The 15,093-nt window shown below is 51.9% G+C and carries 13 protein-coding genes; 11 read left to right on the forward strand and 2 right to left on the reverse strand.

What is annotated here, in order from left to right; all coding sequences use genetic code 11:
* The first annotated feature begins 168 nt into the window (after positions 1-168).
* The 7 genes from pstC to L21SP2_RS02260 all read left to right on the forward strand — a co-directional run bounded on the left by pstC (position 169) and on the right by L21SP2_RS02260 (position 7,013).
* A complete protein-coding gene (gene pstC / locus L21SP2_RS02230) occupies positions 169-1,131 on the forward strand; it encodes a phosphate ABC transporter permease subunit PstC (protein ID WP_024266828.1) in 963 nt (320 codons plus the stop codon).
* Complete coding sequence (gene pstA, locus L21SP2_RS02235; protein WP_024266829.1) at positions 1,131-2,426, forward strand: phosphate ABC transporter permease PstA; 1,296 nt, start codon at positions 1,131-1,133, stop codon at positions 2,424-2,426. Before pstC ends, pstA begins: the two co-directional genes overlap by 1 nt.
* On the forward strand, positions 2,423-3,208 hold the full coding sequence (gene pstB / locus L21SP2_RS02240; protein WP_024266830.1) for a phosphate ABC transporter ATP-binding protein PstB: 786 nt from the start codon (positions 2,423-2,425) through the stop codon (positions 3,206-3,208). The genes pstA and pstB overlap by 4 nt, the downstream gene beginning before the upstream one ends.
* 59 nt (positions 3,209-3,267) lie before the next feature.
* Complete coding sequence (gene phoU / locus L21SP2_RS02245) at positions 3,268-3,924, forward strand: phosphate signaling complex protein PhoU (protein WP_024266831.1); 657 nt, start codon at positions 3,268-3,270, stop codon at positions 3,922-3,924.
* 46 nt (positions 3,925-3,970) lie between these two features.
* The gene (locus L21SP2_RS02250) at positions 3,971-4,672 is read left to right on the forward strand and encodes a response regulator transcription factor (RefSeq protein WP_024266832.1); all 702 of its coding nucleotides are present in this window, start codon (positions 3,971-3,973) and stop codon (positions 4,670-4,672) included.
* A 68-nt stretch (positions 4,673-4,740) separates the two neighbouring features.
* Positions 4,741-5,313, forward strand: coding sequence for a PDZ domain-containing protein (locus L21SP2_RS02255; RefSeq protein WP_081719415.1), 573 nt, complete (start codon positions 4,741-4,743; stop codon positions 5,311-5,313).
* A 38-nt stretch (positions 5,314-5,351) separates the two neighbouring features.
* The gene (locus L21SP2_RS02260; protein ID WP_024266834.1) at positions 5,352-7,013 is read left to right on the forward strand and encodes a sensor histidine kinase; all 1,662 of its coding nucleotides are present in this window, start codon (positions 5,352-5,354) and stop codon (positions 7,011-7,013) included.
* On the opposite strand, the gene wrbA is transcribed toward L21SP2_RS02260, so the two are convergent.
* Entirely contained in the window at positions 7,005-7,613 is a 609-nt protein-coding gene (wrbA, locus tag L21SP2_RS02265; protein ID WP_024266835.1) for an NAD(P)H:quinone oxidoreductase, read from the reverse strand. The two genes, L21SP2_RS02260 and wrbA, sit on opposite strands and share 9 nt — an antisense overlap.
* The gene (locus tag L21SP2_RS02270; RefSeq protein WP_081719416.1) at positions 7,603-8,067 is read right to left on the reverse strand and encodes a MarR family winged helix-turn-helix transcriptional regulator; all 465 of its coding nucleotides are present in this window, start codon (positions 8,065-8,067) and stop codon (positions 7,603-7,605) included. Before L21SP2_RS02270 ends, wrbA begins: the two co-directional genes overlap by 11 nt.
* Before the next feature lie 205 nt (positions 8,068-8,272).
* On the opposite strand from L21SP2_RS02270, the gene L21SP2_RS16735 reads away from it, so the two are divergent.
* Genes L21SP2_RS16735 through L21SP2_RS02290 form a run of 4 tightly spaced genes read left to right on the forward strand, consistent with a single transcriptional unit; the run spans position 8,273 to position 14,972 of the window.
* Positions 8,273-11,542: a tetratricopeptide repeat-containing diguanylate cyclase gene (locus tag L21SP2_RS16735; protein WP_081719417.1), complete on the forward strand. Its 3,270-nt coding sequence runs from the start codon at positions 8,273-8,275 to the stop codon at positions 11,540-11,542.
* Positions 11,543-11,573: 31 nt separating this feature from the next.
* Complete coding sequence (locus L21SP2_RS02280; RefSeq protein WP_024266838.1) at positions 11,574-12,803, forward strand: trans-sulfuration enzyme family protein; 1,230 nt, start codon at positions 11,574-11,576, stop codon at positions 12,801-12,803.
* Positions 12,796-13,299: a GAF domain-containing protein gene (locus L21SP2_RS02285; protein WP_024266839.1), complete on the forward strand. Its 504-nt coding sequence runs from the start codon at positions 12,796-12,798 to the stop codon at positions 13,297-13,299. The genes L21SP2_RS02280 and L21SP2_RS02285 overlap by 8 nt, the downstream gene beginning before the upstream one ends.
* Entirely contained in the window at positions 13,299-14,972 is a 1,674-nt protein-coding gene (locus L21SP2_RS02290) for a SulP family inorganic anion transporter (RefSeq protein ID WP_024266840.1), read from the forward strand. Before L21SP2_RS02285 ends, L21SP2_RS02290 begins: the two co-directional genes overlap by 1 nt.
* The last annotated feature ends 121 nt before the right edge of the window (positions 14,973-15,093 follow it).

A 15,093-nucleotide genomic window follows, 5' to 3' on the forward strand; every position in this document is an offset into this window, starting at 1 on the left:
GCCGTTTTTCCATTATTCCCGGGAACACCCTTGCGTTAACCCGGGCAACTGTAGTTAACTTAATTCTGAATATCATTGTATTAGTTGATGTATTGTGCACTTCATGTTTCGGCTGTCCGGGCCGGAACACAAGCAACCGGCTGCAGCCGGATTTAAGCGGAGTTTTTCATGTCAGAGCATACGTCTCTTGAAACATCGCCCGGCAATTCGGCAGGAGGAGACCCGGCCAGCCCGGAGATTTCCTTTGCCAAGCGCTCCAGACCCCATGAGAGCATTATTCAGGGGGTGCTGTTCGCCATGGCGATCATGTCTATTCTCACAACTGCGGGAATAGTCATCATTCTCACCACCGATTCCATGCTGTTCTGGCGTGAAGTGAGCGTGTGGGAATTTTTTACCAGCAAAACCTGGCAGCCCATGTTGGGGAGGATCGGCGTACTCCCCCTGCTGAATTCGACCATTATGACCAGTACCATAGCAATGCTGGTTGCCACCCCCCTGGGGCTGTTCGTTGCCATATATCTCAGTGAATATGCACCGCCGAATGTAAAATCTGTACTGAAACCGATTCTTGAAATACTGGCAGGCGTGCCCACTGTTGTGTACGGGTATTTTGCCCTGACCTTCATGACACCCCTGTTGAAGTCCATATTCGGCGCCGAGGTGGTGAATATCTACAATACTGCCTCTGCGGGAATAGTTATGGGGATTCTTATTCTTCCCCTGATTGCTTCCATGACCGAAGACGCACTCAGTGCCGTTCCCGACAGTCTCCGACAGGCCGCCCACGGCCTGGGTGCAACAAAAATGGAAACATCCATTCAAATCGTGGTGCCCGCAGCAATCTCCGGGATTGCCGCAGCCTTCATCGTGGGTATTTCCAGGGCAATCGGCGAGACCATGATTGTGGCTCTGGCGGCAGGGGCCGGTCCCAACTTCACATTCAACCCCTTTGAGGCCGCAGAAACCCTTACAGGGTATATTGTCCGGATCAGCGGGGGAGATGTGAGTTATAACACCATTGACTACAACAGCATTTTTGCCCTGGGACTCCTGTTGTTTGTATTCACGCTGATTCTGAATATTATCTCCCGGCAAATCGTGAAACGATATCGTGAGGTCTACGAATAATGAGCAGTATGTTTTCAACACCCCGTGACATCGCAGCGGAAAACCGGGCGAAGGATAAGGGCCTGCGGCAGCGGACCCGGATGGGCTATATCTGGCAGGGAATTTTTTACCTAGCCACCACCATCGCCATTCTGGCTCTTGTCACCCTTATTCTGAATATCATTGACAGTGCATTCGGCTATGTTGCGGTGCAGAACACTGTGGAGCCGGCGGCGCTGGTGGAACAGGTTCAGCCCGGAAGCGATACCCCGCTGCACGATCTGGAAAAAGCGGACCTCTTAACAATTCTCAATGAAAATGTCCGCAGAGGACTTTTACGGGCCATGAATGCCGATCAGCCCCTTGTAGACAGAAGCCAGAAAGAACTGGCACGGCTGGTGGTTGACCGGGTTGTAGAACCCCGGGTTGAGAAAAGCTGGCATCTGTGGGAATCCCTCACCGCACGGGACGAAATACGGGCCTGGGTTGATGAGAATCTTCCCGACGGCTGGATACAGTTCAGGTCCTGGGTAAACGTTGAATTTCTTTCCAAGGATTTATCCAACGTACCTGAGAGAGCAGGAATCAGGACGCCGATAATGGGCTCGGTAATGGTTATTCTCATAACCATTTTGTTCTCTTTCCCGGTTGGGGTGGGATCGGCCCTTTATCTGGAAGAATTTGCCCCGGATAACCGGCTGAACCGGTTCATTCAGGTGAATATTTATAATCTTTCGGGAGTTCCTTCGATTATTTACGGACTTCTGGGGCTGGCGGTGTTCGTCAGGATTCTGGAGCCCATCACATCCGGAGCAATTTTCGGAGCGATTGAGGATCATTCCACTGCCAACGGCAGAACCATTCTTTCAGCGGGTCTTACTCTGGGGCTTCTCATTCTGCCCATCATCATTATCAACGCCCAGGAAGCAATAAGGGCGGTGCCCAAGAGTCTGCGGGATTCAGCCTTCGGGCTGGGTGCAACCCGCTGGCAGACCGTCTGGCACCACGTACTCCCTGCATCAATGGACAGAATTCTCACGGGAACCATCATTGCGGTGAGCAGGGCCCTGGGGGAAACCGCTCCTCTGGTGGTTGTGGGGGCTTCAGCATTTCTGACCAGAGATCCCTCTTCCATTTTCGATAAGTTCACCACCCTGCCGATCATGATATACCGCTGGACGGCATATCCCCAGGCTGAATTCCGGAATCTTGCCGCCGGAGCAATTATTGTTCTGCTTGTGGTACTCCTTTCATTGAATGCAGGAGCCATCATCATGCGGGACAGAATCAGTAAAAAAAGGAGAATGGGTAAATGAGTACTCAGCTTGAAAACCAGGATATCGAACTGCGCACCGATAACCTGAACATTTATTATGATACATTCCGCGCGGTGACAGATATCAATCTGGAGATCCCCCGGGAGCAGGTTACTGCCTTTATCGGACCTTCGGGCTGCGGAAAATCCACGGTCCTTCGCAGTATTAACCGTATGAATGAACTTATACCCGGAACCCGCACAGAGGGTACAATTCACTTCAGGGGAGTGGATATCTATGCCGACAAGGTGGATCCGGTGGAGGTGCGCCGACACATCGGAATGGTGTTTCAGAAGCCCAACCCATTTCCCAAAAGCATATACGATAATATCGCCTGGGGTGCAAAGATCAACGGGTTCACCGGAGATATGGATGAGCTGGTGGAAACCAGCCTCCAGCAGGCGGCCTTGTGGAACGAAGTGAAGGATAAGCTGAAGCAGAATGCTCTGCGTCTCTCCGGCGGGCAGCAGCAGCGTCTCTGTATAGCCCGCGCCATCGCCATTAAACCTCACATTATTCTCATGGATGAACCGGCTTCCGCACTGGATCCCATATCCACCACCAAGATTGAGGATCTGATCAATGAGCTGAAACAGGATTACACCATTGTAATCGTTACCCATAACATGCAGCAGGCTGCCCGGGTAAGCGATAAAACAGCATTTTTCCTTGTGGATGAGAACCGCTCAGGATATCTTGTTGAATATGGGAAGACTGATGAGATCTTTTTCAATCCGAAAAACAAGGAAACCGAAGACTACATTTCGGGACGGTTCGGCTGATCAGGGCATATCAGTAACGGGAAATAAGCACAGAGCGTATATTCTGCCGGAGGTGCAGCATGCAGTGGCGTGAAAAATTCCGCAATGAATTAAAGACACTGAACGACAAAATCTATTCCATGGCGGCCATCACCGTGGATCTGCTCAGGGACGGTCTGACGGCTATTCAGGAGAAGGATACCCGCCTTGCTGCCAAGGTGATCGAAGAAGATAAAATGGTGGACGCCCTTCAGGGCGAGATTGAAGATCTTGCGGCCATGCTCATTGCAATGGAGCAGCCGGTTGCAGGCGATCTCCGTGAAATCGTCAGTGCCATCAAAATTGTATCCAGTATCGAACGGATCGCAGACCATGCAAAGCATCTGGCAGAGGGTACCGAACGGATATCCGACGCAGGAAGAAAGCAGTTTCTGCCGGTAATTGTACAGATGGCGGAGCAGGGTATAGATATGCTGGAAACCGCAGTCAAAGCCTATCTGGACAATGATGCCGAGCTCGCCCAGTCGGTGGCGGCCAAGGATGAAAAGATCGATTCGCTGAAAAAGGAACTCACCGTACGGATCCTTGAGTTCATGAAATCCAGTCCGGAAAATGTGGAAGAGGGGGCAAGTTTTCTCTTCCTCAACCGGTTTATGGAGCGGATGGGCGACCATGTGACAAATGTATGCGAATGGGTGTATTTTACTCACACAGGGAATCACATCGATCTGAACTGAAAAGCAGCCATGACCACACATCTGACATTGATTCCCGGGAGAAAAGATGCAGGAAACGGTCCTGATAGTTGAGGATGACCGGTCAATTGCCGCTTCCGTCAGCACAGGTCTGGAGCTGGAAGGCTTTCGGACCATCCAATGCGGTTCTGCAGAAGATGCTCTTACAATTCTTCCGGTTCATCATATAGATATAGCACTTCTCGATATCCGTCTCCCCGGAATGGACGGGCTGAATTTGTGCAGAACTCTCAGGGAGCAGGGGCATACGTTTCCCGTGATCATGCTTACCGCCAGGGACGAAGAGTTGGATAAAGTTCTCGGCCTGGAAATGGGGGCAGACGATTACATGGTTAAACCCTATGGATACCGGGAACTTCTCAGTAGAATCCGGGCCCAGCTTCGCAGGGCTACCCGATACAGCAGTTCGGATTCGGAAGGTGAGCTGGTGGATTTTGGACAGGCGCGAGTTGATTTTCTTGCCCGAAGAGCTTTCCGGGATGGCCGGGAAATAGATATTACACCGGTGGAATTCCGTATCATGCTGGTCTTCAAAGATCACGAGAATCAATCTCTCAGCCGCCAGCAGATTATTGATGCTGTGTGGGGGCAGGATTTTTTTCTGGAAGACCCCAGGACTGTAGATGTTCATATCAGGCATCTGCGCGAGAAACTGGAGACAGACCCATCATCTCCCCGGCACATTCAAACCGTCCGGGGGCACGGTTACCGCTTTATTAAGAATCCTTAATATTCACACAACGAGAGAATAATGGCCGGGGGTTAGATTTATATCAGATTAACGAGAGGAGGTCTGATATGACCAAGACACACAAAAGACTGGCAGTGACTGGAGTTGTTCTCATGTTCGCTCTGATTCCGGCAGCACTGTTTGCCAATGGAAACCAGGAAGCCGGACAGTACTCCCAAGCCTGGGGTCCCGGATACCGGGCAGAAGTTCCTGTAGCTGATGGATGGCATGGGAGAGGCATGGGAATCCATGTACTCGAAGTCCTGCAGGAATCCGCGGCAGATGCAGCCGGCCTTCAAGCCGGTGATGTGATCATCGCCGTCAACGGAGAGTACATCTATGAGGTTCTTTCAGATGGAACCCTTGCAGATCTGAATGCAGGGGAAATGCTGACGTTGAACGTCATGAGGTTCCGGGAAGATGATTCTCAATATATGATGCCCGAAGAACTGATTATTGACCTTGAAGTTGGACAGGGAGCAAATGGCGAGCCCCGGATCGGGATCAGCTATAGCATTCCCGGCGGAATGTATGGCAGAGGTCCTGCAGGTCACGGTATGATGGGGGCCCGGAGAAACGGAAATCCCGGCGGTCGCGGCTATGCCCGGGGATTGAATGATCCTTCCGCTCAGTCATTTTAATCAATAATGAACTAATGGCGGAAGAACGGCAATAGAATATGAAGATGATCCATCGGATTCAGACAAAACTGTTTTTCATTTTTCTCATACTGGCCTTGCTCACCCTTGGGGTGAGCGGGCTTGTGTTTTTTACTTCATATAATTCCCTGCTTTACCGGAGTGAAGCCAGAGGCCTTGAAAGATATCTGATAGAAGCGGGGCAGGTGGTTTCCCAGGGCATAGAGGGTAATCGTTGGCTTGGACTCAACCAGAACATGAGGGAGCGTTTGGCCGGGCTAAGCAGATTCGGTCGGATAAGGGTCAGTTTGCTGGATTCCCGGGGTGAATTGATCGATGATTTTTCTCCTGCCGCCCCGGATTCATTATGGAGTGAAGATGTGCAAATCCCCCTGCCCGGGGATTTTCCCCGGCCTGCTCCCGGGGTCGGAACTTCGAACCGGGATAATGCTCGTCACGGGATGGGGATGATGTCCGGAGAATCCATGATGCGCATGGAACATCCAAATCCGATGGCAGCCGGTCGTCTCTTCCCGGGAGAGAATTCAATTGGAATTCAGGGGCATGTGGGGGGAATTACCGTTCAGGTATTTCGGGATACCCGGAGCGGATCGGCCCTGCTGATGCTTGCATCCAGAGGCTATATAATTGCAATGCTATTTGCAGCTGGAGCCGCAGCGGGCGTATCGTATCTGTTCGGCTCCAAAATCAGCGGTCCGGTGAAGGAGCTACGCGATGCTGCAGTTCTGATGGCACAAGGTAATTATCAGGTTCGTGCCGTTGTACGAGGGGCGGATGAAATTGCTCAGCTGACCGACAGTTTTAATCATTTGGCGGCTGAACAGGAGCGCAGAATAGGGGAGCTTCAACAGGAGCGGGACAGTCTACAGCGCTTCCTTATGGATGCCAGTCATGAGTTACGTACACCCCTTACATCTCTGCTTACAAGTTCGGAGATATTGCTGGAGAAGGCTCCGAATACCGATGCCAGACTGAAAAAACTTCAGAATGAAAACCATGAGTCAATACTCCGGTTAAAGGAACTTGTTGACAGGCTTCTCTCCATGAGCAGAATCCAGGCAGGACTGGATTCACTTGAGCCTGCTGAATACAGTCTTGAACAATTATGCAAGGCTCCTTTCAGGGAAACCGCATCTTCCTCTGTGACCTTGTATATTATTGATCCTGATTTCACTGTGTTTGCAGATAAGCTGCGTTTTGGCCAGGTTTTGCGAAACCTTATTGAAAATGCCGTGCATGCGGGAAGTAAAAATATTTATATATCGGCGTTCCGATCAGAGGATGACTCCGAATCTCTTATTACCGTGTTGGATGACGGGCCTGGTATTCCTGAGGAAATGCAGGGAGAGATTCTTCATCCTTTCATCCGGGGTGAGGGCTCCACCGGGCTTGGAATAGGGCTGTCAATATGCAGCGATATTGTCCGGCGTCAAGGCGGGACGCTTTCATTAACCTCACCCGTCTCTGAAGTTATCCATGTTTTTCCCGACGGGGCATTGCCAATGTATCGGGTCGATGCTGAAAAAGCTGACGACATGAAAGCTGACGACATGAAAATAGAAGAAACGAACACCGGAAAAATACTATTGAGGGAATTTCTTGCCTCATTGTCAATAAAACGGGGAAGCGCGGCAGTAGTCAAACTGCCTGCTTCCCCTGTGAAGAAACCGGATTCAGTCTGACAGTTTTCCCGCCAGCTGAGCGGTCCGTTTTCCCTGAAATCTTGCTGCAGCCAGTTCATTTTCGCTTGGCATTCTGGATCCGTCACCCGCCGCAATTGTTCCTGCTCCATAGGGGCTTCCGCCGGTGATTTCATCCACCCGCATCTGTCCCTGAAATGTATAGGGAAGACCTGCAACCACCATTCCCTGATGGAAAAAGAAACGGTGAATGGTTGAAATGGCAGTCTCATGGCCTCCATGCTGGGTTGCGGTACCCACCATTGCGCTTCCCACCTTGCCTTCCAGGCTCTGGCCGGCCCACTGTCCCCCTGTCTGGTCCAGAATGTTCTGTACCTGACCGGGAACTGTTCCGTATCTGGTGGCGGAAACAAGAATAAAACCGTCGGCGTCCCCGAAATCCCGGGGGGTCAACTCCGGTACGTCTGCAAAAGCTTTCTGAGCTTCAAGCGCACCCATCTGCTCCAGCACTTCTGCAGGAATGGTTTCCGGAAAGCGCTTCAACTCAACTTCTCCCCCTGCTTCCTTCACACCTTCAGCCGCGGCTTTCGCCATGAGATAATTATGTCCGTATGTAGAGTAAAAAAATACCTTAATTTTCATCCTTGTCTCCTTGTAATCCCAGTTTTTTTGTAAGCCTGATCAAGTCTTCAAGCTCTTCATTGCTTAGATGATCCGTGGACCGCCGTATACCCTCCGCAACTCTGGGAAAGAGCAGTTGTATCATCTCTGTTCCTTTGTCAGTCAGGGAGATATTTGTGCTTCTACGGTCCAGTGGATCGGGAACCCTGTCCACCAGCTCTTTGTTAACCAGCTGTTGAACCACAACGGAAATATTCCCCCGGGATTTCAGAATTTTCCTGCTGACCGTGCACTGGTTCATTGCACCCCCAAAGTACAATGCCTCCAGCACGGCAAATTCAGTTTCAGAAATCTTGCCCTCCAGGGGTTCGTATCTGAAGGCGTCTCTGTGAAGACTGTTTGTTGCCTTGGTCAGCGTGGTAAACAGTTTCAACGCCCGTTCACGGCGTTGATTGGGGCTATCTTGTGAGCTCATAAAAACAATTTAGTAACAAATAGTTTAGAAGTAAACTATTTGTTACTAAAATAATCAGAATATTTGGACGAGCATCGTAAGGGCGTTTTTATGGATTTTTAAGATGTATTTAAACAAATATGATTTTTCGAAATTGTCACATATACAGCATTTTTCCTTGAGAGAACCATAGCCGGCGAGTATACTAGTTGAAGGTATACCGAAAATGGATAATCAATTAAAAACATTAGGCCCGCTACTGAGAACCCTCTGGAACGAATTGCGGAAAGGAAAAGGTACCATGCTTTTCTGTCAGGCTGATGACCAGGGGACGCTGGCACAAGCTCTGCTCAGCCGTCTCCACGGTTTCGGCGAAGAGGAAAAGCCCAGATTTTTTCATTATTCATTTCCGGGCTACAACCCCAAGCCCTATGCACCCTTCCTGGATATCTGCAGAGATGAACTCAGCGAACACGAAAGCGGCGAAATTGCACAATTTCTTGACCATCATGGAGTGTACCACTACCACAAAGGCGTGCTGGCCGAATACCTGAGCAGCGGGACGGCCATCCGGCGGGAGGATCTGCTGCCTGAGGAACTGGATTATGAGTCCTACCGGATGCAGCGATCAATCTGGGATCTGCTAAACGGGCTGTTTAGCGATCAGCCTCTGGTGGTTGTGGTGGATAATGCCCAGTTTCTTCCCAAATCCACTCTGCGCCTGCTGAAAATGGTGCTTCGCAGCTCAATGAACGTCCCCTTCCTCGGCATATTCATTGCTCCTGAAATTGTCCAGAGCATCACCGATGCCGAAGACTCACCTTGGAACAGAATTCTTGAAGTGGCCGATCAGCAGGGTCTGGTGCTGAATTTCCCGGGTGTTGGGCGGGGAGATCATTATCAAAGCAGCCGCACACCCTACCGGCAGATCCTGGACGACCCCCAGTTTTATGACGGCATTAACGCCTATAACATGTTGGCCCTGGATGATGCGGAAACCATTTTCCGCTCATTCATTGACCTTCAGCTGTATCATCGGGCTCTTCCCAGGGTGCGGTATCAGGTATGGAAGTTCCTGGGTCTTATAGATCTTCATCGCGGGTATCATGATGCAGCAAGAAGGAATTTTGAGAATGCACTGAGCATAGCCCAGCAAAGCGATGAAGATCAGCAGCTCTCGGAGGTGTATCAGATGCTCGGATCGGCGTATCTGGGCCTGGCAAACCTTCCCTACGCCCAGAAGATGGCCAAACTTGCCAGGCGCTTTGCCGAGGCTGCAGGGGATGAGAGCCGCCTCTTTCGGGCTCATTTCCTGTCGGTACTCATAGAGGATCATCTTCACCCTGATGATGTGAACAGCGTACGTCCTTCGTTCGATACCGCCGTGGAATTAGCCGAAAAGCAGGGGCTGGAGAATTCCTATACCTTCCTCAAATCCATGATGTACGGGGTGAACCGCGCCATGGAGGATGGCAGCTTCAGCACCCGCAGCTATCCGGCCCTTACGATTCCCAGAAAACGGGACAACACACGCCGTCAGGCCAATACACTCCACTCGGTGGGCATGGCATTCATTTCCCGAGGTGAGCGGGAAAAAGTGTTGGCAAACTATCGGAAGAGCAAACGATTGAAGCTGGGAATGCTGAATAACGATGAACCGGCTACAACCTACAACGGTATCGGGTTTTTCCATCTCTATGACGGTGATTACCGGAAATCCTTCAATAATTTCAAGGCTGCTCTGGAACTCCTTGAGGGGGGCAGGGCCTACCGGGAAGTTGCCATGACACTCTATAATCTGGGGCTGCTCTCCTTTCTTGCGATGAAATATGATGACGGGGTGTATTATACAGATCAATGTCTGAACATCATGAAAATTCTGAAAATAGAAGATCTTTCCTTTCATTCCCGGCCGGGGATCATGGTGCTCCTTGGGCTGAATCTGTTGAAGGCCGGAAATACCGTCCGCTCCTGGCAGGTCCGGGTCCAGGTGGAACTTGAGCAGGGCGGGCTGACATCCAGCAAATATGAGGAGAAATTTTTCTTCCGCATATTTCAGGCCCTTCATCAGCGGGAGGAGGGACAATATCATGAGGCTCTGCAGCATTTTCAATCGGCAGAAGAAGCCCTGCTCATGGAGCCCAATAATACCAGCTACCTTCATCCCCTGTTTTATCTGGAATTTGGTGATATGTATCTGCTGCTGAACCGCAGAACCGAGGCCAAAGACCTCTATGAACGCTGTGCGGACCAGGCTTCCCTCATATCCAATCAGACCTATGAGCGTATGGCTCGAATCAGACTGGAAACCATGATAGTGGAGCCTCCTCCCAGGGAGCTCCTTCTGCGCAAGTCCAGGCTCGATTGTGAATGGGCAATCCAGGGCGCCAGAATGCAGAATAATCTGAACAATCTGAAGAAACGTCTGGAAGATATCAATCAGATTAACATGCTGTTCGGAATTATCAGTGAAGAAGAAGGTGAGTCTGATCTGATTCAGAATGTCATGGATCTGCTGTTCTCATACTTTGAGCTGGATTTTGAGGTGCTTCTGTATTTCAGCCGGAAACGCAACCGTTATCAGCAGCGCTATATCAGAGAGAAATCTCCCATAGAGAAGAACGAGCAGTTCACTGCCCTTATCCAGCATCTGGGGGAATTTCCTGATCCGGTTCGTTTCACCCAGTCAGTGGATTTGAACCGCTTTTCCCCGCTGATGGATAACTACGGAGGGGTGCTGAGCATCTCGGTGAATCCCCGCAGCGATACTCAGGGGCTCATCGTATTCTTCACCAGAGCCGGTGAATCCCGGATCCGTCCGGAACTTCTGCAGCTTTTCAGCATTGTGAGCCAGCAGTTCGGTCTGGCCCTGGAGCGGTTGAACCAGAAACAGACCATCATGCTTCAGAATGAAGAGCTGAAAGGAAAAAACGACCTGCTGAGAAAGTCCTCCACCACCGATTATCTGACGAATCTGGGAAACCGGGCCGCCCTCTACGATACGCTGGAAAGCGAGATTTCACGGTATGAGCGGTATAACCGGAACGGGAAAAAGCATCTGGCCCTTCTATTCATTGATCTGGATAATTTCAAGTTTTTCAACGACACCTACGGTCATGCAGCAGGAGATGCGCTGCTGATCCAGGTATCCCGTACCATTACCACTGTCATCCGTCAGATTGATACGGCCTTCCGCTACGGTGGTGATGAATTTGTGGTGGTGCTCCCCGAGACCGATGAACAGGGAGCCGGTGAGCTGGGACAGAGAATTATCCGTGAGATCGAAGGAAATGAATCCTACCGGAATCATCTGAAGGAAATTCTGGGTCGAAGCATATCTGTTCCTGAGGGAAAGCAGCTCTCCTGTTCAATCGGCATCGCCGCAACCTCACGTCTCCCTGAAGAGTCCAGGGACGTGGACGGATTCCTGAACCTTGCGGACAAAGCTCTGTATCAGGCGAAAATGCTGGGAAAACACCGCTATTACCTTGCCTAAAATCCCAGGCTGCGGGTATCTTCATTCACACATGAAATACGAAAAACCCTTCACAAATGCCCTCCAGGGAGGCGATAAAGCTTTCCGGGAAATGAAAAATTTCAGCAAGACAGCGCCCATCTTCGAAACATCGGTTTTCAGTTTTGATTCTCTGGAAGATGTGGATGCCTATCTCAACGGCGATCCGGACATGTACATGTACAGCCGTCTCGACAATCCCAACAACCGGCAGCTGGAAACCAGACTTGCAGCTCTTGAATCGGCGGAATCTGCCGTTGTCAGTTCAAGCGGGATGGCGGCCGTGTTCGCAGCGGTTATGGGGCTCATGAAGGCCGGAGGAGCAGTCTCCTCCGGTACACGGATTGTCACTTCCCGGTATCTGTACGGAGGCACCCGGTCTCTGTTCTTCCAGGAGCTGGTACCCCTGGGCTTCACCATCGTGGAAGTTGACAGCGAATCGCCGGATGCCGTGCTGGAAGCCCTGAATGAGAGTCCCCGGGACTGCCTGAATATTCTGTACTGGGAAACCGTGAGCAATCCGGGAATGAAAGCAGCAGACATCCGCAAGTTAACCGAAGCGGCGCATGCTTCCAAACCGGGAAAAGGAGAGGACGGATGCGGCCTGGAAATTCTGGTTGACAACACCTTTCTTTCCCCGGCGCTGTTCCGCCCTCTTGAACATGGGGCTGATGCGGTGCTCCACAGTACCACGAAATATCTGAACGGTCACAGCGATGCCACCGGCGGAGCGGTTCTTTCCCGGGAAGAGGTTGTGGAGCATGCACGGAAAGCGGTAATCAATTTCGGTTCCCAGCTCAGCCCCTTTGAATCCTGGCTCACCCTTCGGGGACTTCAAACCCTTCCCATGAGAATGGAGCGTCACAGCTCCAATGCTCTGGATATCGCCGCACGGCTGAAAGAGCTTCCTGAAGTGTACAATGTATGCTATCCGGGGCTGGATTCGCTCCGTGACAGCTTTCCGCTGGGTGCGGGAGGGATGCTGAGTTTTGACCTTGAGAGCAGTGCAGCAGCCGGCAGGTTTATCCGGGGGTTGAACATGATCAGCTTCTCCCCATCTCTTGCGGGACTGCAGACCACAGTCAGCTACCCTGCCAGTACCAGCCACCGCAACCAGAGCGATGAGATGCTAAGATCCCAGGGAATCAGCCGTTCCACCATCAGACTCTCCGTAGGATTGGAAGATCCGGACGACATTTTTCAGGATATCCAGCAGGCATTGAAAGGAGGCGAGGATGTTTGAACAATTGAACATTGAAGTACAGAATGCCGAGGTGGATTATCCTCTGCTGAAGGCCCAGGCCGTTGAGATTGTGAAGGGTGAACCTGACCTCATTGCCAATCTGTCCAACATTTCTGCATTGATATATCACAGCCTGGGCCGGATCAACTGGGCGGGGTTCTATATCTGGAAGCCGGAGGATCAGCAGCTGGTGTTGGGCCCCTTCCAGGGCAAACCGGCCTGTGTCCGCATTGCCCCCGGATCCGGTGTGTGCGGAGCCGCATACAGCAGCGGCACGACCCAGCGGGTGAAAGACGTTGAGGCCTTTCCCGGCCACATTGCATGCGATTCCGCCAGTAAATCGGAGATTGTCATCCCCCTGGTTCATGATTCCACAGTGTGGGGGGTGCTGGATATCGACAGTCCCGAGCTGAACCGATTCGATGAGAAGGATCAGGAAGGTCTGGAAGCCCTGGCCGCAGTTATTTCTCAACTGTATGGGCACAACGGAATGTGATGTCCCCCAAGGTGAACCGCCTCCTGCCGGAGCAGGGCAGATGGCCGGCGGATCTGCTGGCCGCTCTCAGTCTCATGGTGCTGCTCATCCCCCAGGCCATGGCCCAGTCCTCCCTTGCGGGGATGCCGCCGGTGTACGGGCTGTTCACCGCCGCAGCTGCTCTTACCGCTGGGGGGCTGATGGGCCACCTTCACCGGTTCTCCGGGGGGCCCACCTCCCTTACAGCCCTCACCATCGCCGCTGTTATCGGCGGGTCGGCCCAGCCCGGAAGCCTGGCGTATTTCCAGATGGTAATGATTCTTGCCCTCATGGTGGGCGTATTCAGAATCGTCCTGGGACTGCTGAAATTCTCCTTTTTCGCCAACCTTATATCTCATCCTGCAGCATCGGGATTTACCAGCGCTGCGGCCCTTCTGATTATTTTTTCAGTGCTGGGAAATCACAATTGGCGGCATATCCCCACACTTCTGGTCGGCTCAGGATTCATTCTGCTCAGCTTGATCATCAAGCGTCGCGGTGCAGCTGTACTCAGCCTGGTGATTCCCATGCTTCTGTTTACCGCAGCTGCACTGATCGGCGGATATGAGGATGGAGGGGGTGAACTTCTGGGCCGGGTTGAGTTCAGAGTTCCCCGGGTGCATCTTCTGGCGACAGAATTGTCCGTCCGGGAATTTTTCTCCATGGCAGTAGAGCTGATTCCCGCCGCTTTGCTGGTGACAACCGTGAGTCTTATGGAAATGTTCGCGGTGAGCAGCCACCTGGTACGCAATGCCCCTCAGCGCATGAACCTTGACCGGGAACTGATCTCTCAGGGGGCGGGAGCCCTGGGAGCCGCCCTGGCAGGGACGTTTCCCGGCAGTGCATCGTTCGCCCGTTCCGCCCTCCTCGAGCATCAGCATGTATCTTCCAGATTCAGCAACCTGACCGCCGGAATCCTGGTTATTCCCCTGGCATTTCTCTGCGGTCCGATCCTGGCCTCCATGCCCAGGGTCATACTGGGGGGGATTATCATAGTCTCGGTGATTCGGGTAATCAGGCCGGAAAGTCTCAGGGATGCATGGCGCAGTTCCTGGCTGGATGCCTTGGTGTGGCTGGCCGCCTTCGGCACCACCCTCATCTCTGCTCCGAATATATATTTCGGAATTATCGTTCCGGTTCTTCTTCAGCTGATGATATTTGTCCTGAGGCGTATGCGCCCAAGGGTGGTCATACTGGGCAGACACGGGGACGGGAGGCTCCGGGATGCTCTGCATCTTTCCCTGCCCCTTCCCCGGCATATTCTGGCAATTCGGCTGGATAGTTCGCTCCATTTCGCAAATCAGGAATACGTTATTCAAAGAGTTCTGGACAGAATCAAAGAGATGCCCCGGGTTGAGCATCTGATTATTTCCGCTGAAGGAATGCATTACATTGATGAAAGCGGTGCACAGGGCCTGTTGGACCTGGCGGAGTATTGCCGTTCCCGCTCCATTCAGCCCTGGATTGCGGGAATCAAGCTGCCTGCGCTGCAGGTGCTTTGCCGGAGAGAAGTACTTATCGATGATCCCGGGGCCAAGGACGAACATCCCTACCGGTACGCCCGGGACATGAAGCTTGCACTGGATGAAGTCTATGGAGATCTGAACCGACGGGGGATTGTCGAAACCGTGGATATCCGCAGCCCGGCTGAATGAATCAGCCCGTTTTCAGGTCGGCTCCGCCCCTTGAAATTGAACTGCAGTGCACCAAAGCTTGTGAAAAATATATCTTTCGAAAATTACGACCGTACTGATGGTGTAGGGCCTTTTTAAGGCA

It is taken from the genome of Salinispira pacifica, assembly GCF_000507245.1.
Classification (GTDB): Bacteria; Spirochaetota; Spirochaetia; order DSM-27196; family Salinispiraceae; genus Salinispira; species Salinispira pacifica.